21 protein-coding genes are annotated in these 18,697 nt (G+C 63.5%); 9 read left to right on the forward strand and 12 right to left on the reverse strand.

Going from position 1 to position 18,697, the window contains the following annotated elements; genetic code table 11:
- Positions 1 to 249 precede the first annotated feature (249 nt).
- The 6 genes from O3299_RS10610 (at position 250) to O3299_RS10635 (ending at position 3,515) form a co-directional block, all read left to right on the forward strand.
- Entirely contained in the window at positions 250 to 561 is a 312-nt protein-coding gene (locus O3299_RS10610; RefSeq protein ID WP_077406305.1) for a hypothetical protein, read from the forward strand.
- A 222-nt stretch (positions 562 to 783) separates the two neighbouring features.
- The gene (locus O3299_RS10615) at positions 784 to 1,137 is read left to right on the forward strand and encodes a hypothetical protein (RefSeq protein WP_289897372.1); all 354 of its coding nucleotides are present in this window, start codon (positions 784 to 786) and stop codon (positions 1,135 to 1,137) included.
- A 41-nt stretch (positions 1,138 to 1,178) separates the two neighbouring features.
- Entirely contained in the window at positions 1,179 to 1,511 is a 333-nt protein-coding gene (locus tag O3299_RS10620; protein ID WP_305062280.1) for a hypothetical protein, read from the forward strand.
- Between the two features lie 205 nt (positions 1,512 to 1,716).
- On the forward strand, positions 1,717 to 2,739 hold the full coding sequence (locus O3299_RS10625; RefSeq protein ID WP_305062281.1) for a serine hydrolase: 1,023 nt from the start codon (positions 1,717 to 1,719) through the stop codon (positions 2,737 to 2,739).
- Between the two features lie 115 nt (positions 2,740 to 2,854).
- The gene (locus tag O3299_RS10630; protein WP_099667380.1) at positions 2,855 to 3,193 is read left to right on the forward strand and encodes a hypothetical protein; all 339 of its coding nucleotides are present in this window, start codon (positions 2,855 to 2,857) and stop codon (positions 3,191 to 3,193) included.
- Positions 3,194 to 3,248: 55 nt separating this feature from the next.
- The gene (locus O3299_RS10635) at positions 3,249 to 3,515 is read left to right on the forward strand and encodes a hypothetical protein (protein WP_152257397.1); all 267 of its coding nucleotides are present in this window, start codon (positions 3,249 to 3,251) and stop codon (positions 3,513 to 3,515) included.
- A gap of 80 nt (positions 3,516 to 3,595) precedes the next feature.
- On the opposite strand, the gene O3299_RS10640 is transcribed toward O3299_RS10635, so the two are convergent.
- The 6 genes from O3299_RS10640 to O3299_RS10665 form a co-directional block, all read right to left on the reverse strand.
- Positions 3,596 to 4,072, reverse strand: a complete 477-nt coding sequence (locus O3299_RS10640) for a fasciclin domain-containing protein (protein WP_257219082.1) — start codon at positions 4,070 to 4,072, stop codon at positions 3,596 to 3,598.
- Positions 4,073 to 4,337: 265 nt separating this feature from the next.
- Positions 4,338 to 5,783 carry an efflux transporter outer membrane subunit gene (locus O3299_RS10645; RefSeq protein WP_305062963.1) on the reverse strand — a complete coding sequence of 482 codons (1,446 nt, stop codon included), beginning with the start codon at positions 5,781 to 5,783 and terminating at the stop codon, positions 4,338 to 4,340.
- 44 nt (positions 5,784 to 5,827) lie between these two features.
- Positions 5,828 to 9,028, reverse strand: coding sequence for an efflux RND transporter permease subunit (locus tag O3299_RS10650; RefSeq protein ID WP_099667378.1), 3,201 nt, complete (start codon positions 9,026 to 9,028; stop codon positions 5,828 to 5,830).
- A 2-nt stretch (positions 9,029 to 9,030) separates the two neighbouring features.
- The gene (locus O3299_RS10655; RefSeq protein WP_289904479.1) at positions 9,031 to 10,275 is read right to left on the reverse strand and encodes an efflux RND transporter periplasmic adaptor subunit; all 1,245 of its coding nucleotides are present in this window, start codon (positions 10,273 to 10,275) and stop codon (positions 9,031 to 9,033) included.
- 270 nt (positions 10,276 to 10,545) lie between these two features.
- Positions 10,546 to 11,406: an alpha/beta hydrolase gene (locus tag O3299_RS10660; protein ID WP_251348172.1), complete on the reverse strand. Its 861-nt coding sequence runs from the start codon at positions 11,404 to 11,406 to the stop codon at positions 10,546 to 10,548.
- Positions 11,403 to 11,573: a hypothetical protein gene (locus O3299_RS10665; RefSeq protein WP_156894740.1), complete on the reverse strand. Its 171-nt coding sequence runs from the start codon at positions 11,571 to 11,573 to the stop codon at positions 11,403 to 11,405. The genes O3299_RS10660 and O3299_RS10665 overlap by 4 nt, the downstream gene beginning before the upstream one ends.
- Positions 11,574 to 11,763: 190 nt before the next feature.
- Here O3299_RS10665 and O3299_RS10670 point away from each other — a divergent pair, with 190 nt between their 5' ends.
- The 3 genes from O3299_RS10670 to O3299_RS10680 are packed head-to-tail and all read left to right on the forward strand — an operon-like array spanning position 11,764 to position 14,152.
- A complete protein-coding gene (locus O3299_RS10670; protein WP_099667375.1) occupies positions 11,764 to 12,726 on the forward strand; it encodes a LysR family transcriptional regulator in 963 nt (320 codons plus the stop codon).
- A complete protein-coding gene (locus O3299_RS10675) occupies positions 12,723 to 13,700 on the forward strand; it encodes a D-2-hydroxyacid dehydrogenase (RefSeq protein WP_305062282.1) in 978 nt (325 codons plus the stop codon). Before O3299_RS10670 ends, O3299_RS10675 begins: the two co-directional genes overlap by 4 nt.
- Positions 13,697 to 14,152, forward strand: a complete 456-nt coding sequence (locus O3299_RS10680; protein WP_305062283.1) for a hypothetical protein — start codon at positions 13,697 to 13,699, stop codon at positions 14,150 to 14,152. The genes O3299_RS10675 and O3299_RS10680 overlap by 4 nt, the downstream gene beginning before the upstream one ends.
- A gap of 3 nt (positions 14,153 to 14,155) precedes the next feature.
- Here O3299_RS10680 and O3299_RS10685 read toward each other — a convergent pair whose 3' ends face one another.
- The 6 genes from O3299_RS10685 to O3299_RS10710 all read right to left on the reverse strand — a co-directional run bounded on the left by O3299_RS10685 (position 14,156) and on the right by O3299_RS10710 (position 18,645).
- Positions 14,156 to 14,668 carry a DUF1993 domain-containing protein gene (locus O3299_RS10685; protein WP_305062284.1) on the reverse strand — a complete coding sequence of 171 codons (513 nt, stop codon included), beginning with the start codon at positions 14,666 to 14,668 and terminating at the stop codon, positions 14,156 to 14,158.
- The gene (locus tag O3299_RS10690) at positions 14,665 to 15,141 is read right to left on the reverse strand and encodes a hypothetical protein (RefSeq protein ID WP_305062285.1); all 477 of its coding nucleotides are present in this window, start codon (positions 15,139 to 15,141) and stop codon (positions 14,665 to 14,667) included. Before O3299_RS10690 ends, O3299_RS10685 begins: the two co-directional genes overlap by 4 nt.
- 89 nt (positions 15,142 to 15,230) lie before the next feature.
- On the reverse strand, positions 15,231 to 16,106 hold the full coding sequence (locus tag O3299_RS10695) for a PHB depolymerase family esterase (RefSeq protein ID WP_305062286.1): 876 nt from the start codon (positions 16,104 to 16,106) through the stop codon (positions 15,231 to 15,233).
- A gap of 72 nt (positions 16,107 to 16,178) precedes the next feature.
- Positions 16,179 to 17,402 (reverse strand): HAMP domain-containing sensor histidine kinase, encoded by a 1,224-nt coding sequence (locus O3299_RS10700; protein WP_305062287.1) that lies wholly within the window; start codon positions 17,400 to 17,402, stop codon positions 16,179 to 16,181.
- The gene (locus tag O3299_RS10705) at positions 17,399 to 18,109 is read right to left on the reverse strand and encodes a response regulator transcription factor (RefSeq protein ID WP_305062288.1); all 711 of its coding nucleotides are present in this window, start codon (positions 18,107 to 18,109) and stop codon (positions 17,399 to 17,401) included. The genes O3299_RS10700 and O3299_RS10705 overlap by 4 nt, the downstream gene beginning before the upstream one ends.
- A complete protein-coding gene (locus O3299_RS10710; protein WP_305062289.1) occupies positions 18,106 to 18,645 on the reverse strand; it encodes a GNAT family N-acetyltransferase in 540 nt (179 codons plus the stop codon). The genes O3299_RS10705 and O3299_RS10710 overlap by 4 nt, the downstream gene beginning before the upstream one ends.
- Between the last annotated feature and the right edge of the window lie 52 nt (positions 18,646 to 18,697).

Raw genomic sequence — 18,697 nt, forward strand, 5'->3', positions numbered from 1 at the left:
TGACGAATTCCTGGCGCAGCCCGCATTTGAGCTTGACGCCGTCCCCGGAACGGCGCGTGGCCTTGAGTCTGGGCCGCCGCGGCACCTGGCGCGGTACGCCAGCTAACAGAGCGCCTGCCCCGGCAAATGTAAGTGTTTGTAATTAGATCAAATCGTTGTCAACGCGATTGCCATACGGCGCGTTTTTGGCTCAGTGACAGGGGAAATGCATCTCCTGAACTACAACCCCACTTCTCGAGGAACTGCACCATGAAAAAAGTAATCGCTACTCTGATCGCCGGCTTGTTCGCTACCGCAGCCTTTGCTCAAACGCCAGCCGTGCCTGCCAAGGCCGAAGCCAAGCACACCAAGGAAGTGGCAAAAGCAGAAGCCAAGGAAACCAAGGCCGTAGTCAAAGCCGATGCGAAAGAAGCAGCCGTTGCCGCCGATGCCAAGGCCGATGTCGCCAGCGCCAAGGCCGACGCAGCCGCCACCAAGGCAAAAGCCCATCACAAAGCGAAAAAAGCCAAAGCCAAGGCTGACGAAGCCAAGACTGAAGCGACCGCAGCAGCAGCCAAGTAAGTCCCTCCGCGCACTTTTGGCGCCACACAAAAAGACAGCTTCGGCTGTCTTTTTGCATTTTCATGCCGCCTTCCTCAATGAACGTCGCTTAAATCACCTGATTGTAAGAAAGTGTAAACAAGGTCAACCATAACCTTCCGGGGCGCGTTTTCTGCTCAGTGACACGGGAATCATCCCGGCACCGACAGACATACCAGACAAACCACCACAGAGGACTGCACCATGAAAAAAGCAATTGTTACCCTGATCGCCGGCCTGTTCGCTACCGCAGCCTTTGCCCAAACCCCTGCCGCCCCGGCAGCGTCGGTTCCCGCCAAAGTGGAAGCGGCGCACACCAAGGCTGTCGTCAAAGCCGACGCCAAGGAAGCGCAAGCCGTCGTGAAAGCGGATGCAAAAGAAGCGAAAGCCGTCGTCGCCGCGAAAACGGAAGTGGCCAGCGCAAAAACGGAAGCAACTGCCACCAAGGCCAAGGCGCACCACAAAGCCAAGAAAACCAAGGCCAAGGCCGACGCAAAACTGGCTTCGGCCACCGCTGCAGCGCCAGCATCTGTACCAGCGCCAGCAGCCGCCAAGTAATCATCGACACACCATCACTTACCACTTGCCAGGAAAATAAAATGAAAAAAGTTATCGCTACCCTCATCGCCGGCCTGTTCGCTACCGCAGCCTTTGCCCAAACCCCTGCCGCCCCGGCAGCGTCGGTTCCCGCCAAGGCGGAAGCGGCCCACACGAAAGCCGTCGCCAAGGCAGAGGCCAAGGAAACCAAGGCTGTCGTGAAAGCGGACGCCAAGGAAGCGGTCGTCGCAGCCGATGCGAAAACCGATGTCGCCAGCGCCAAGGCCGACGCCAAAGCCACCAAGGCCAAGGCCCATCACAAGGCCGCTAAAGCCAAGGTAAAAGCGGATGCGGCAAAAGCGGATGCCGCAGTTGCTGCCACACCGGCAAAGTAAGCCAAATGTAGCCACGGGAGCGCATCCGCCGGGTCTGCGCTTGCGTGGCCACTTCGCGTACCAGGGACAGCTTCGGCTGTCCTTTTTGCATGGCGCTCGTGCGGCGCGCCTTCACGCAAACTTCATCGAACAGGCCAGCTTGCGCGCGACAAAACGGCGCAATTGGGCGACACTGGCTATCCGACCATCGCCACGAAAGCTGTCCATGCGCCGCCTGCCGTTCTCACTATTGAGTGCCCTCTTCCTGTCATGCCCTGCCCTGGCGCAGGACAGCGCCCCCGCCACCCTCGATCAAGTCCTGCAAACCCAGGACGGCGACAGCCATGGCGACTTGCGCGCCGTCGTCGTGCTGCGCGACGGGGCCATCGTCGCCGAGCGCTATTACAACGGCGAGACGGCCGACACCCTGCACGACATCCGCTCGGCCGGCAAGAGCATCACCGCGCTGCTGGTCGGTGCGGCCGTGGCGCGCGGCCAGCTGGCGACCACAAAAACGGTGGGCGGCTACTGGCCCGAAGTCGCTGCCAGCCCGGCGGGCAAGGTCGTCCTCGACGACTTGCTGACCATGCGTTCGGGCCTGGCCGCCTTCGATGAAGACGAACACTCGCCCGGCAATGAAGACAAGCTCGATGCAGCGCCCGACCCCGCCGCCTTCGTGCGCGGCGTGCCGGCCGCAACAAAGCCGGGTAGCATCTACCGCTACAACTCGCTGGGTTCGTACATTGCCGGGCGCGTGGTGGAAAACGCCAGCGGCGCCGACCTGGAAGACTACGCCGCCAAGGTATTGTTCGCGCCGCTGGGCATCACGCGCTGGAGCTGGGGCCGCGACGTGGCACGCCACCCTAAAGGCCAGGGCAACCTCTCGCTGCGCGCGCGCGACACGGCAAAAATCGGCCAGATGGTGCTGGACGACGGCGTATTTGACGGCAAGCGGGTGATCGACGCCGCCTGGCTCAAGGCAGCGCTGGCGCCGCGCGTGGCCATCGGCGCCGTCGACCGCTATGCCGACAGCTACGGCTATTTCTGGTACGCGAAGACGCAGGACGTGGCCGGGAAAAAGACCGCCGTGCATTTCGCCTCGGGCAATGGCGGCAACAAGATCTACGTGATACCGGCGCGCCGCATGGTGGTGAGCATCGCATCGAGCGCATACGGCAAGGGCTACGGGCAGCGCCGTTCGGAAGACATCCTGAAAGCCATTTTAGCCGCGGATGCCACGCAGATGTAAGCGTTTGTAATGGCCGTCAACGCAAGCGTCCGGGGGCGCGTTTTATGCTCAGTGACACGGGAATCATCCCGGCACCAACAGACATACCAGACAAACCACCACTGAGGACTGCACCATGAAAAAAGTAATTGCTACCCTGATCGCCGGCCTGTTCGCAACCGCTGCCTTTGCTCAAACGCCAGCAGCTCCCGCAGCCTCGGTTCCCGCCAAAGTGGAAGCAGCCCACACCAAGGCCGTCGTCAAGGCTGACGCCAAGGAAGCGCAAGCCGTCGTGAAAGCGGATGCCAAGGAAGCGAAAGCTGTCGTCGCCGCCAAAACGGAAGTCGCCAGCGCAAAAACGGAAGCTGCCACCACCAAGGCCAAGGCGCATCACACTGCGAAAAAAACCAAGGCCAAGGCAGATGCCAAACTGGCGTCGGCCACCGCTGAAGCAGCGCCTGCAGCAAGCAAGTAATCCAGTCCATCAGCACCCGATTTTTATTCGCACCATTACCTTATAGGATTTCATCATGAAAAAAGTTATCGCCACCCTGATCGCCAGCCTGTTCGCCACCGCCGCTTTCGCCCAGACGCCAGCCGCACCTGCAGCACCGGCCGCTCCAGCAGCTTCTGCCGCCGCCGTCGCACCGGCAGCCAAGGCTGAAGCACCAGCCGCCGTCAAACCGGCCGCGCACAAGAAAGCCAAGCATCACAAGGCGAAGAAAGCAGCACCGGCAACGCCAGCAGCTCCGGCCGCAGCGGCAGCTTCCGCACCAGCAGCAGCGCCAGCCAAGTAATCGGCGCCATGCAGGCAAAAAAGACAGGGGTTTCCCTGTCTTTTTTTTTCGTCCGCTATTTCGTACTCTCTTTCGTCCGCTTATTTCGGCATCAAGACCGTGTCAATGACATTGATCACGCCATTCGATTGATACACATCATAGGTGCTGATGTTGGCGCTATTGCCGCCCTCGTCCATCACGACGATGTTGTGCATGCCGTTCATGGCGAACATCAGCTTGCCCCCGCTGGCCGTGGGCAGGGTCGCCTTCCCGTCATGCATCTTGATCTCCTTCGCCAGCGCCTTGAAGTCGTATTTGCCCGGTACCACGTGGTAGGTGAGGATTTTCGTCAGGGTCGCCTTGTTTTCCGGTTTCACCAGGGTGTCGACGGTGCCTGCCGGCAGCTTGCCGAAGGCCGCATTCGTCGGCGCGAACACGGTGAACGGGCCCTTGCCTTTCAAGGTATCGACCAGGCCGGCCGCCTTGACGGCAGCGACCAGGGTCGTGTGGTCGGCCGAGTTGACGGCGTTGTCGACGATGTCCTTGCTCGGGTACATGCTCTGGCCGCCCACCATGGTCGTCATGTCGGCGGCAAACGGGGCGCTGGCGGCCAGCAGGGAAGTAAAGGCGGTGACAAACAGTGCTGCGGGAATAAAGGTGCGCATGATGGTATCTCCTGGATGACTGCGTTTGCGTGATTGCAGGAGTACTTACGCGGCCTTGCCGCAAACGGATTCAACTCGCTGAAAACAAAAAAACGGCGCCGTGCAAGCGCACGACGCCGTTTTGACGATGTTTTCCTTGCCGCGGGCCGGACATGCCAACCCGCGGTGCCGGAAATCAGTTGGCCGCCACCTGCGGCTCGGCATCTCCCCAGCCGCCGCCCAGGGCGCGGATCAGCGCCACCGTGGTGACGGCGCGGTTGCCGCGCAATTGCACGGCATTGCGCTCGATGGCCGCCAGGTTGCGCTGCGCATCCAGCAGATCGAGGTAGCTGGAACGGCCCGCGTCGTACAGCTTTTGCGCCAGGTCGGCCGAGCGGCGCGCCGAAACGACGGCTTCGTCGATCTGCTGCGTCTGGCCCGACAGGATACGCAGGCCGGCCAGGTTGTCTTCCACCTCGGCGAACGCCACCAGCACGCTCTGGCGATACGTCGCCACCGACTCTTCCAGCTGCGCTTCGCTGCGGCTCACGGCAGCTTTATTGCGTCCGCCATCGATGATCGGCATCGACATCAGGGCGCCCAGCAGCCAGGAGCGGCTGCTCCACTTGAAGATGTCCGAGAACGTATCGGACGCGCCGCCGCCGGAAGCGTTCAAGGTCAAGGCGGGGAACATGGCCGATCTCGCCACGCCGATGCGCGCATTCGACGCTTCCATGGTGCGCTGCGCCGACGCGATGTCGGGACGGCGCTCCAGCAGGGACGACGGCATGCCGGCCGGGATCACGGGCAGGAAGCCGCTGTCCTGCAGCGGGTTGACGGTCGCCGTGAAGCTGGCGGCCGGTTTACCCAGCAGGACGGCCAGCGCATGTTCGCTGGTCGCGCGCTGGCGCTGCAGGCCGATGGCTTCGGCGCGCGTCGTCGACAGCTCCGTGCGGGCACGGGACAGATCGAATTCGCCGATGTCGCCCAGGTCGTAGCGGCGCTGGTTCACATGCACGCTTTCCTCGCGCAGGCGCACCGTCTGGGCCAATGTCGCCAGTTCGGCGTCCGTGGCACGCAGCTGGAAGTAGGTTTGCGCCACGTCGGCCTGCAAGGACAGCAGCACCGAGCGATAGGTCGCTTCCACGGCCAGCGCATCGCTGCGCGAGGCGCTGACGTTAGCCGCCACGCGGCCGAACAGGTCGACTTCGTAGCTGGCCGTCAGATTCGCCTGGTAGACGTTGGTCGCCGCCACCGGCGCGCCGTTCGGCAAGCCGAGCGACACGGCGGAAGCGCGGTTGCGCTGGCCACCCACGTTCACGCCCACTTGCGGGATGCGGTCCGCTTCGGCGATGCCGGCAATCGCCCTCGCCTGCTTGACGCGGGCGGCGGCGACGGCCAGGTTGGCATTGGCCTGCGTGGCTTCGTTGATCAGGTTTGTGAGGGCCGGATCATTGAAGGCCAGCCACCACTCGCCGCGCGCCTGGCGCTCGGCTGGCACGCCCTGCTTCCAGCGCGTGCCGTCGGCCGCCGTCTGCACGGCGGGCAAGGCTTGCGCTTCCTTGAACGCCGCAGGCGTCTCGATCTGCGGCTGCTTGAACTCGGGCGCCGCGCAGGCGGCCAGCAGCACGGCTGCGGCCATGGCGGTCAGCACAGGCTTGACGCGCCAGATGATTTCCTTGGTTTTCAATATATATCTCCTTCCAGGTTCAATGCTGGCGCGGCGGCAGGCTTGGCGGCAGCATCGGCTGGTTTTTTCTCAAAACGCTGCGCCAGGGTGCGCAGCAGTACATAGAACACGGGCGTCAGGAACAGGCCGAAGAAGGTCACGCCCAGCATGCCGGCGAACACCGCCACGCCCATCGCATGGCGCATTTCCGAACCGGCGCCGTGCGAGAACACGAGGGGCACCACGCCCATGATGAAGGCGATCGACGTCATCAAAATCGGACGCAGGCGCAGGCGGCACGCTTCCAGCGCCGCTTGCACGACGGTGCGGCCATGCTCTTCCAGTTCGCGGGCAAATTCCACGATCAGGATCGCATTCTTCGACGCCAGCCCCACCAGCACGAACAGCGCGATCTGCGTAAACACGTTGTTGTCGCCACCGGTCAATTTGACGCCCAGCAAGGCGCACAGGATGGACATCGGCACGATCAAAATCACGGCCAGCGGCAGGGTCCAGCTTTCATACTGGGCGGCGAGCACGAGGAACACCAGCAGCACGCACAGCGGGAAGACATAGATCATCGTATTGCCGGACAAGATGTCCTGGTAGGTCAGCTCCGTCCACTCATACGAAATCCCCTGCGGCAGCACTTCCTTGGCGATGCGTTCCAGCGCGGCTTGCGCCTGGCCGCTCGACACGCCAGGCGCGGCGCCGCCATTGAAATCGGCTGCAGCATACGCGTTGTAGCGTTGCACGCGGTCCGGACCATAGCTATCCTTGACGCGCATCAACGACGACAGCGGGATCATTTCGCCTTTGTCATTACGCACTTTCAGCTGCGCGATATCCTGGGCATGCGAACGGAACGCGGCATCGGCTTGCACGCGCACCTGGTAGGTGCGGCCAAACTGGTTGAAGTCGTTCACGTACAGCGAACCGAGGTTGATCTGCAAGGTCTGGTAAATCGTTTGCAGCTGCACGCCCATCTGCTTGGCTTTCACGCGGTCGACGTCGGCGAACAGCTGCGGCACGTTGATCTGGTAGCCAGAGAACACGCCCGCCAGTTCCGGCGTCTGGTACGCTTTCGCGGCCAGCGACTGGGTGGCGTTGTACAGCGCGTCGTAACCGAGGTTGCCGCGGTCTTCGATCATCATCTTGAAGCCGCCGATGGTGCCCAGGCCGTTGACGGGCGGTGGCGGGAAGACCATGATGAAGGCGTCCTGGATACCGCCCAGGCGCTTGTTGATCTCGGCCGCGATGGCGCCGCCCGACAATTCCTTGCTGCTGCGCTCATCGAACGGCTTCAGGGTGGCGAACACGATGCCGGCGTTCGGCGCGTTGGTGAAGTCGTTGATCGACAGGCCGGGGAAGGCGATGGTCGATTCGACGCCAGGCACCGACTTGATGACGTCGGACATGCGGCGCACGACATCTTCCGTGCGGTCCAGCGAAGCGGCGTCAGGCAATTGCGCAAAGCCCACCAGGTATTGCTTGTCCTGCGCCGGCACGAAGCCGGCCGGCACGGACTTGAAGGTGAAGATGGCGGCAACGACCAGCAGCGCATACACGCCCAGCGAAGCGCTCTTGCGGCCCAACACGCCCTTCACGCCCGCTTCATAACGGTGCGAAGCGCGGCCGAAGAAGCGGTTGAACCAGGCGAAGAAGCGGCCGAAGACCATGTCCATGCCGCGCGTCAGCGCGTCTTTCGGCGCATCGTGCGGCTTCAGCAGCGCGGCCGACAGGGCTGGCGCCAGGGTCAGCGAGCTGAAAGCGGAAATCACGGTCGAAATGGCGATCGTCAGCGCGAACTGGCGATAGAACTCGCCGGACAGGCCGGGCACGAAGGCGATCGGCACGAACACGGCGCACAGCACCAGGGCGATGGCGACGATAGGACCGCTCACCTCTTTCATGGCCTGGATGGTGGCGTCGCGCGGCGACAAGCCTTCCTCGATATTGCGCTCGACGTTTTCCACCACCACGATGGCGTCATCGACGACGATACCGATGGCCAGCACGAGGCCGAACAGCGACAGCGTGTTGATCGAGAAGCCAAAGCCCAGCATCACGGCAAAGGTACCGACAATCGACACGGGAACGGCCAGCAGCGGAATGATCGAGGCGCGCCAGGTTTGCAGGAAGATGATCACCACCAGCACCACCAGGGCAATCGCTTCCAGCAAGGTATGGATCACGGCTTCGATGGACGAGCGCACGAACTGCGTGGGGTCGTACTCGATGCGGTATTCCACGCCTTGCGGGAAGTCTTTCTTCAGTTCGTCCATCTTGGCGCGCACGTCGGACGACAATTGCAGCGCGTTGGCGTTCGGCGCTTCGAAAATACCCATGCCGACGGCAGGATTATTGTTCAGCAGCGAACGCAGCGAGTAGCTGTTGGCGCCCATTTCCACGCGCGCCACGTCTTTCAGATGCGTGACGGCGCCGTCGGCATTCGTGCGCACGATGATGGCGCCGAATTCCTCGGGCGTCTGCAGACGGCCCTGGGTATTGACGGTCAGCTGGAAGTCCGAGTTTTTCGCTGGCGAAGCGCCGATCACGCCGGCAGCCACCTGCACGTTCTGCTCGCGGATGGCGTCGACGACGTCATTGGCCGTCATGCCGCGCGCCGCTACCTTTTGCGGGTCGAGCCAGATGCGCATGGCATAGTCGCCGGCGCCGAAGATCTGGATGTCGCCCATGCCGGGCAAGCGTGCCAATTGGTCCTTGACGTTCAGCACCGCGTAGTTACGCAGATACATGTCGTCATAACGCTTGTTCGGCGAGACCAGGTGCACCACCATGGTCAGGTTGGGCGACGATTTGACGGTGGTCACGCCGATCTGGCGCACTTCCTCTGGCAGGCGCGGCAAGGCGCGCTGCACGCGGTTCTGCACCTGCGTCTCGGCCTGCTCGACGTTGGTGCCGATCTTGAAGGTCACGGTCAGCATCATCGCGCCATCGGACGTGTTTTGCGAGGACATGTAGAGCATGTTCTCGACGCCGTTGATCTGCTCTTCGAGCGGCGCGGCCACGGTTTCGGCGATCACTTTCGGGTTGGCGCCCGGGTATTGCGCGCGCACCACCACGGATGGCGGCACGACGTCGGGATATTCGGAGATGGGCAGGCCGAAAATCGACAGCAGCCCGGCCACGAATATGACAATCGACAGCACCGCCGCGAAAATCGGCTTGTCGATGAAAAAGCGGGAAAAATTCATGTTTATTCCTTGGAAGTCGATGCTGCTTTCGCGGCGATCTTGGCGTCTTTTACTTCAGGTTTTGCGGGAGCGACAGGCGCGGTCGGGTCGAAGTCCATGGCCACCATCTGCGGCGTCACCGGTGCGCCTGGACGCACGCGCTGCAAGCCGTTGACGACGATCTTTTCGCCCGCCTTCAAGCCTTCGCGCACCACGCGCAAGCCGTCCGAATTCGGGCCCAGCTTGACGGCGCGGTATTCGGCCTTGTTGTCGGCGCCCACCACGTACACATATTTGCGGCTCTGGTCCGTGCCGACGGCGCGGTCGCTGATCAACAGCGCCGTGCTTTGCGCCTGCGGACCATTGCCGCCGTCGAGCTGGATGCGCGCGAACAGGCCCGGCACCAGCTGGCGCTCGGCGTTGGCGAAGGTGGCGCGCATGCGCACGCTGCCCGTGGCCGGATCGAGCTGGTTGTCGACGAATTCCAGCTTGCCTTCATGCGGGAAGCCCGTTTCATTGGCCAGGCCCACCTTGACGGTGACGGGCGTGCCCTTTTGCGCCGTGCCGGCCACGCGCAGATACGTATCTTCATCGCCGTCGAAGCTGGCGTAGATGCGGTCCGTCGACACCACGGAGGTGAGGATGGCGGAAGCGTCGATCAGGTTGCCGACGGTGATTTCCGCCTTGCTGACGCGGCCGCTGATCGGCGCCTGCACCTGCGTGTACGACAGGTTCAGCCTGGCAGCTTCATAGGCGGCTTGCGCCGAGCGGGCATTCGCGTCCAGCTCTTTCAAGCCCGATGCCTTTTCATCGAATTCGCGCTGGGCGATGGCTTTTTCGGCCAGCAGCTTTTCAGCGCGCGACAGTTCCAGCTTGGCCAGTTCCGCCTTGGCGCGGGCCGAAGCCGCCGTGCCTTCGGCGCGCGACACTTCGGCCTGGAATGGGCGCGGATCGATGACGAACAGCACGTCGCCTTTTTTCACTTCGCTGCCCGGCTTGAAATTGACGGCCGTGATGAAGCCGCCGACCCGCGAGCGGATTTCCACGCGCTCGATCGCTTCCAGGCGGCCCGAGAATTCCTGCGTTTCCGTGATCTGTTTTTCCACCACGGCGGCGGCCGAGATGGGCGGGCCGCCGGCCGCTGGTGCGTCGGGCACCTTGCTGTTGGCCGAATCGCAGCCGGCCAGGCTCACGGCCACCAGTCCTGCCAGCGCGAGCGAGGCAGCCAGGGGCTTCAGCAGAGTGGAAAATTGTTGAACGTTTTTCATTTTATTTCCCTGTTTTATGAAAATTTCTAATGGTATGGGCGGCAGGAAGCAACCCAACTGAAAAAGTGAATGGTGGTGCCATGGCGCCCGACGGCGCTCGATCAAAGGTAAACAGGCCGCCAGCTGCTTAAAAGCGGACGGGGACGACGAAGCTGGCTGTGCGAACGCACAACTCAGGCATGAAGGGAACTACACTGCGTAGTGTAGCAACCAAAACTCAAAAAGTAAACTGATTAGTGTAAGTTTTTTGCGGTGCCGCGGATGGCGGCGTCATGACTCGGGCTCCTGCCCCAGTCCGGCGACGAAACTGCTAATTTCGCTCAATACCTGTACCTTGCAAGCGCACTCATTGCGGGCGGTGGCGTCCTGCAGCGGTGCGGCGGCCATGCGCCGCACGGTGGTCTTGATGCCGCAGGCGATCAGTTTGCTGCCGTATTGTTCAGCCTCGTCGCGCAATGGGTCGTCTTCGCTGGACAGGATGAGCGCCGGCGGCAGGTTCTTCAGGCGGCTCGACTGCAACGGCGACGCATACGGATGGGTACGGTCAGCGGCATTCGGCAGGTAGCCACGGTAGGCGGCGGCGCATTGATCGGCCACTTCCGCCAGGTCAGGACAGGTCGGCAAGGAGCGCATCGAGCAGGTCGACAGGCCGGGGTCGAGCATGGGCATGATCAGCACCTGGCCCGCGAGGGGCGGTCCGCCCCGGTCGCGCGACATCATCGCGCATACGGCGGCCAGGTTGGCGCCCGCCTCGATGCCCGACACCACCATCTGCTTGCCCGTCCAGCCCAGCTTGGACTTGTTCTTTTTTGCCCACAGCAGCACGGCATGCGCGTCTTCCACGGCGGCGGGAAATGGCCGCACGCGGGCCAGGGTGTAGTTCGCGGCCAGCACCACATGGTCGGGATTGCTCAGCACGAGGCAGCGCAGGAAGTCGTCCGCGTCGTCCAGGTCGCCGTCGACAAAGCCGCCGCCATGGAAGAAAACCATCAGGTTCGGCTGCTTGGCGCCCGGCACGCCGGCCGTGTAGACGCGCGCGCCGAGCGCATCCTGCGCGCCCTGCACCTGGATGTCGCGTATCTTCAGCGCCTGGCCAGGTGCCAGTTCGGCCGCAGTGTCGGCAAAGCTCATTGCGCCACCACCGGCTGCACCGCAGCATCGAGCACCGTGTCGTTCAGGCACAACAGGGCGACGCCGCCCACTTCATGGGTCAGGGCGCTATAACCGCTGGCTTCGCTTTGCGCCGCCATCGAGTATGCATCCGTCGATACCATCGCGGCCAGAGCGAGCGAGCTCATAGCGAGAGCGAGCACTGCAAAGATTCCATTCCGATGACCCATGATTTTTCTCCTGTGAACTTCCTGCGGCAATCACATTTATGCTGCAGTACAACAACTATAGACTTGATCTACAATCTGATAAAGAGTGCAATGACGAATTGATTGTTCAGGATTATGAATAATCAAGCATAAAGTGATAAGGAATCAAGTGAACAAGCTGCAAGCCATGGAAGTTTTCATCCAAGTCGTCGATGCGGGCGGCTTTACGCGCGCGGCGGAAAACATGCAGCTGCCGAAAGCCACCGTCTCGACCCTGATCCAGTCGCTGGAAGCGAGCCTGTCGGTTAAGTTGCTCAACCGCACCACGCGCCACGTCAGCATCACGTCCGATGGCGCCGCGTATTACGAGCGCTGCGTGCGCATCCTGTCGGACGTGCGCGAGGCGGAGGAATCGCTGTCGCGCACGCGTTTGAGCCCCAGCGGGCGGCTGCGCGTGGATGCGCCCACGGCCCTGGCCAGCGAACTGATCATCCCCGCCCTGCCCGACTTCTTTGCCCGCTACCCGGACATCTCGCTGGAACTGGGCTGCAGCGACCGCCCCGTCGACCTGATCGAGGAAGGCGTCGATTGCGCCGTGCGCGGCGGCGAATTGGGCGACCTGAACCTGATCGCGCGCCGGGTCGGCGTGCTGCACTTCATGACGTGCGCCTCGCCCGGCTACCTGGCGCAGCACGGCACCCCGCTGCATCCGGACGACCTGGCGCAGCACCGGGGCGTGAATTTTTTCTCCGCCAAGACGGGCAAGACCTTCGACTGGGATTTCACGCGCGCCGGCGACCGCATCCAGATCGCCATGCCCAGCCATATCGCCCTGAACGACTCGAATGCCTACACGGCCGCCGGCCTGGCGGGCCTGGGCATCGTGCAAATGACGCATTTCATGCTTGCGCCCCTGATAGAACAAGGCAAAATGGTGGAATTGCTCAGCGAATGGGAATCCGACCCGCTGCCCATCCACGTGATCTATCCGCCCAACCGCCATCTGTCCGCCAAGGTGCGCGTGTTTGTCGAATGGGTCGCCGACATGTTTACCAACCACCCGGCCACGCAACTGAAAGGCAAGAGCAGCCTTCCCAGCGCGCGCGCCACCCAGACCGAGGCCCAGCCATGACCGCAGCAAGCACATCGCCGCACCCGCACCGCATCGTCTTTCTCGACCGCGACAGCCTGATCGCCACCGTGCGCCCGCCCGCCTTCGCCCACAGCTGGCAAGAACATGCGCACACCAGGGGCAGCGAACAGACGGTGGCTCGCCTGCAAGGCGCCACGATCGCCATCACGAACAAGGTGCCGCTGCGCGCGGCCGAGCTGGCGCAATTGCCGGACCTGCAGATGATCGCCGTGGCCGCCACCGGCACGGATATCCTCGACCTGGCTGCCTGCCGCGAGCGGGGCATCGTCGTGGCGAATATCCGCGACTATGCGCGCGCCACCGTGCCCGAACACACCCTGGCCCTGATGCTGGCCCTGCGCCGCCAGCTGGTCGCCTACCGCGCGGACGTGGAAGCGGGCCTGTGGCAGGCGTCCGACCGCTTCTGCCTGTTCGGCCACCCGATCCGCGACCTGGCCGGCAGCCGCCTGGGTTTGCTGGGCTATGGTGCGCTGGGCAAGTCCGTGGCCCAGCTGGGCCGCGCCTTCGGCATGCAGGTGATCGTGCACAACCGTTCGCCCATCAATGAAGATAGCGTGAAGGAAGTGGGCTTCGACGAATTGCTGGCCAGTTCCGACGTGCTGAGCCTGCACCTGCCGCTGACGGACACCACGCGCAACATCATCGGAGCAAAGGAACTGGCGCGCATGCAGCCCACGTCGCTGCTGATCAACACGGCGCGGGGCGGCCTCGTCGATGAAGCGGCACTGGCGGAGGCCTTGAAAAACGGCGTGATCGCCGGCGCCGGTTTCGACGTACTGTCCAAGGAGCCGCCCCCGCCCGACAACCCGCTGCTCAATTTGCGCCTGCCCAACTTCATCCTCACGCCGCACACGGCCTGGGCCAGCGGCGAGGCCATGCAGAAGCTGGCCGACATCCTGATCGGCAACGTGGAAGCGTTCGAACGGGGTGCGCCCACGAACGTGGTGGCATGAACGTCTTGCAGGAACTCGATGCACTGCTGTGCAGCGACGACGATGAATACGACCGCCTCGACCTGTTTCTCGAGGCGGACGAGCTGATCGGGCAACTGCAGTCCGCCGACGTACCCCCGCTGCTGGCGCTGTGGCAGGCGCGCGGCCCGTGCTGGCAGCAGCGTTTCACGCAAGCAAGCAGCAACATCGACGGCGCCGTCCTGCGCGCCATGCTGGCGGGTTTGCTGCAGATCAAGGAGGCCACCCACGGCTTGCTTGAATTGATGTCGCGCCTGCCGCCCGTCGCCGACGACTCTGCCCTCAGCGACGCCCTGCTCGCCTACGCCGAACAAGCCTGGCATGCGGACCCGGCGCGGCAGCGACAAATCCAGATCAGTTGCTGGAGCTGCGGGCTGTCGGGCCGGCTGTTGAAGCGGCTGGGACTGGCGTCGTGGAAAGACGCGGGCTTGTAGGAACTACGGCGCGGCAGGCCGCTCGAATGAAAACCCCGGCGCATACGCGTGATAGCCATCGAAATCGCCCTTGCCGATGGCCGCGCCGGCGCTGCGCGCAATCGCATACGCCATGCTGAAGTGAAAATAGAAATTCGGCAGTATGTACAGCTGCAAGAATTCATCGGCCGGCAGCACGATGTCGGCGAAGCCGGCGCGGTCGCGGCAGATGCGGTCTGGCGGCCCGTCAAAGCGCTCCACGGGAATGTCCTTGAGGTAGCGCATGGTGTGTGCGATCTGTTCCTGCAGGCTGGCGGCGGCGCTGAAATCGGCTACCTCCAGCCCCGCCAGCGGACAGCAGCCGCGCAGGGAAAAGCTCACGGCCGCGCGCACTTGCTGGGCGAACGGCAGCATGTCCGGGTGCAGGCGCGCCGCCAGCATGTGCGGCGCAGTGCCGGTCTTGTCGAGCATGGCGGAAAGCTGCGCCAGGGAACGGCAAAAGATGGCGGCCGGGTGGATGGGCGTCACGCCTGTCATGCCGAGCCTCCTGCCGCCGCATCGTGCGCCACGGCCTGCTTCAGCACGCGGATCAGGCGGCGTTCATGGCGGCCCACGGCGGCCCAGTCCCAGGCATCGGTCTGGCCAAAGTCCGGGTAAAGGGGCTGCCATTTTTCCGCGCGCTTCTGCGAATTGGCGCTCACATGCGACGCCAGTCCCTTGCCACTGGACAGGCGCAGGTAGACGCGGATGACGCCCCAGCCTTCGCACACGTAACGGTAGGTGAGGCCGCCGCACTTGGCCGGGTCGAGGGCGATACGGCGCGGGGCAAAGTGCCCGGCCATGTCCGGGTAATGCACGGCAAGGAACACCTCGCCGGCCCCTTCGGCTTCCAGCCTGGCCGCATACGCGCACAGCTCGGCAGGCGAGTGGAAATACAGCGTTTCCCGTTCCATCTGCGAATACGCCTGCGCCACGGCCGCGCCGGGCTTGGCAAAGATTGCCGCGGCCATGGCCGCGATGCCTGCTGTTGATAATGCCACTGTGCCTGCCTTTCCCGTTGCTTGATGGTTACGCCATGCGCCGCCATCCTAGCATGGCGTCAACGGCGATGGCGGCTGAAAAACCCCCACATGACCTCATTCGCATCGATGGCGCGCGTGGTCTTGCCTATGGGCAGGCCGACGTTGAAGGCATCGGCGCCCGGCCACGTGTGGCCGCCCTCCTTGACGGTGATCAAGACCACGCTGGCACCAGCGGCGTCCTGCTCCAGCCAGCTCACTTGCGTGGCGTCGCCAGCGGGGCCAGGAAGCAGGCGCGGCTGCGGCCTGGCACCTTCGATGCCGTTGTGCTGGCGCCAGTAATCGAACGTATCTTCCGCCGACAGATAGCTGGCGGCCTTACCCTCGAACAGCACGACCTTGTCGGCCGTGCCCTGTATCAGCAGCATGCCGACCTTGTCTGCAGTCTTGTGATGCTGCCGTACCGGTTCCGGCATGGGCGCCCCCACCGAGGCGACGGCGGCGAACTGTTGCGGCAGCTCGGCCGCCAGGCGCAGGGCAAAGAAACCGCCGCGCGACAGGCCCGTGGCATACACGCGCTGCTCATCGATGCGGTAATCCTGTTTGAGTTTGCTCAACATCGCTTGCGTAAAGCCGACATCGTCCGTGCCCGCCAGGTAATCCATGCCGAAGCCCACGTTCCAATCCTGCTTGATACCTTGCGGATACACAACGATGAACTGGTGCCGCTCGGCCGTCTTGTTCATCTGCGTGTACAGCATTTGTTCCGCCATGCTCATGCCGCCGCCATGGAAATTGAAGACGACGGGAAAGGTCTTTTGAGGCTGGCTTTGATACGCAGCCGGCGTGTAGACGATGTAGCGGCGCTTGTCATCCTTGAGCTGCAGCGATTGCACCTGGGCCAGCACGGGCATGGACAGGCAGGACAGGATGAACAGGCTGATGGCGATTTTCATGGGCTTCCCTTCAAGTAAAAGAGCAGCCAGCATAAGCAGGGGCAGGTGAAATCGCGGTGAAATCCGCCAACTTTATTGCGCCCGGGCCGGATGGATGGCGACACGGAACTGCGTCGCGCCCGGATGGAAAACAATGTCCCAGTGCATGGCTTTTGCCAGGCGCAGCAGCAAGTCCTGACCATGCGCGAAACCGTGGATGCGTGGCGCTTGCCCCGGCTGCACGGTATTCTGGATGCTCAGGCAACCTTGTGCAAACGCAATACCGATGCGGCTATCGGGGCCGCCATGGAACAACGCATTCGCCAGGCAATTATTCAGGAGCAACATGACCAGCTGCGGGTTGCCGACCGCCTCCAGCCGCTCGGGCAAGTCCAGTGTCAGCAGGCTGGCATCCCAAGGGTGTTCGTCGAGCAGGCGCAGCAGGCATTGCTCGATGCAGCCGCGCAATTCGACCACGTCGCCCGGCAATTGCTCGGCCCGCGCCAGCACGAACAGCACGTCGATGGTGGCGCGCATCTCATCCGTGGATTGCCGCAGCTGCGCCTGCTCCTGCTTGCCCAGCGGCGGCGCATCGTCCAGCGCCAGGGTGTTGTGCATGAGGGTCAGCGGCGTGCGCAATTCATGGCTGACGTCGCGGGTAAAAGCCTGTTCGCGCCGCAACACCGCCTGCAATTCGGCAAAGGTGGTTTCCAGGCGGCGCGCCAGGAAACCGATCTCATCGGGGCGGTCGCGGTCGCTGAAATGGACGGCGCCGCCGGGCGCCAGCCGGCGCGCTTCCTGCGCTAATCTCTGCAAGGGCAGCACGAGGCGCCGCGCCAGCCAGTACGCCAGCAGCAGGGCCAGCCCGATCAGCGCCAGCGCCACGCCAGCCACGACACCGCCCACTTCCCGCGCCAGGCGCGAGACCACCAGCACGGGCGCCACGTCGGCCAGCAGGTACGCGCGCTGCGGCTGGCCGCCGGCAACGATATCCAGCGCCAGCACGTGATAATGCTGGCCAGTCGTCGTAAACACTTCGCCGCGCGGGGCGGACGGCGGCACGTGCGCACGCACCGCTTGAGGCAAGTCAAGGTAACTGCCATAAACCGTGATGAGGTCGCTGCCAGAAGGCGTAAGCTTGCCATGCTGCTGCCAGCGCATGCTGACGGCCGCCGCTTCGCGCTCGAGCAGGCGCTGCACCAGCATGTCTTCCGTCACATACGCAATCACCAGCGCCAGGCCCGTGTAGCATAGGCACAGCAGGATGGTGAAGCCGGCCAGGGCGGCAAACAGGCGCTGCCGGATCGACTGGCTCATGACGATGCCGCCGCGTCGAAGGCCAGGCGGTAGCCCAGCTGCGGTATGGTCACCAGCATGCCTGCCGCGCCAACCCCGCCAAGCAACTCCAGCTGCTTGCGCAGCGCATAGATGTGCGATTTGAGCGCATCGCTGTCGGGCGGCTGGCTGCCCCACAGCTGTTGCAGCAAGGCCGAGCGCGAGACGGCGTGCGGGTATTCGCGGCACAGCAGCAACAGAATTTTAAAACCCGTCTGCGTCAATGGCAGCGGTGCGTCGCCATACAGGGCGCGCCCTGCGCGCGTCTGCAAGGTGAACGGTCCCACGCGCATTTCCTGGTGCACGTGCAACTGCTGCCGGCGCGCCAGCGCTTCGCAGCGCAAGGCCACTTCGCGCAAGTCGAACGGCTTGGTCAGGTAATCGTCGGCGCCGTCGCGAAAGCCGCGTGCCTTGTCTTCATACGCGTCGCGCGCCGTCAGCATCAAAATCGGCACATTGCTGGGCGCGGCCGCCTTGATGGCGCGGCACACTTGCAAACCATCCATGTCGGGCAAGTTCAGGTCCAGCAGCACCACGTCATAGCTGTTGCGCGTGGCCAATTGCACGGCCAGCGCACCCGTGCCCGCATGGTCCGTCTGCCAGCGCAAGCCGTCGAGGAAATCGAGCACCTGGCGCGCGATGGCCAGGTGGTCTTCCACCAGCAGGATACTCAAGGGTAGCTTGTTCATCGCACGCCGGCAATGCGCGCATACAGCCAGAAATTGCAGGATCTTCCGCGAACTTGCCGGTAACAGCGCAGATAGCCCTCCCGCTCGAAAGCGCAGCGTTCGAGCACACGCATCGACCGTTCATTGCTTTCCAGCACGGTTGCCTGGATGCGCAGGAAGCCGAGGCGCTGGAAGCCCCAATCCACGACAGCGTTCACGACGGACGTGGCCACGCCCTGCCCCCACACGGCTGGGGCCAGGTCGTAGGCGATCTCCGCCGTGCGGTGCTGCGGGGAAATGGCATTGAAGCCGACCGTGCCCACCAGCCGGCCGCCCTCGCGCAGCACGACGGCCAGACGAAGGGACGACGATGGCTGGGCCGAGGCATAGTCATCGAAATTGGCCTGCAGATCGTCGGCGCACTGCAAGTTCCAGCTCGTGTGCTCCACGACGGCAGGGTCGGCCAGGTAGGCATACCAGGCGGGCGCGTCGCTGTATTCCAGCGGGCGCAAGGTCACCAGCGGGTGGCCTGAAGCGGGTAAATCGACAGCGATCATCGCCCGGCATCCTCCTCAGCTCCGACCTGGCGTTTGCTGGAACGCGTCGCCA

The sequence above is a fragment of the Janthinobacterium sp. SUN176 genome (assembly GCF_030587335.1).
Lineage (GTDB): Bacteria > Pseudomonadota > Gammaproteobacteria > Burkholderiales > Burkholderiaceae_D > Janthinobacterium > Janthinobacterium kumbetense.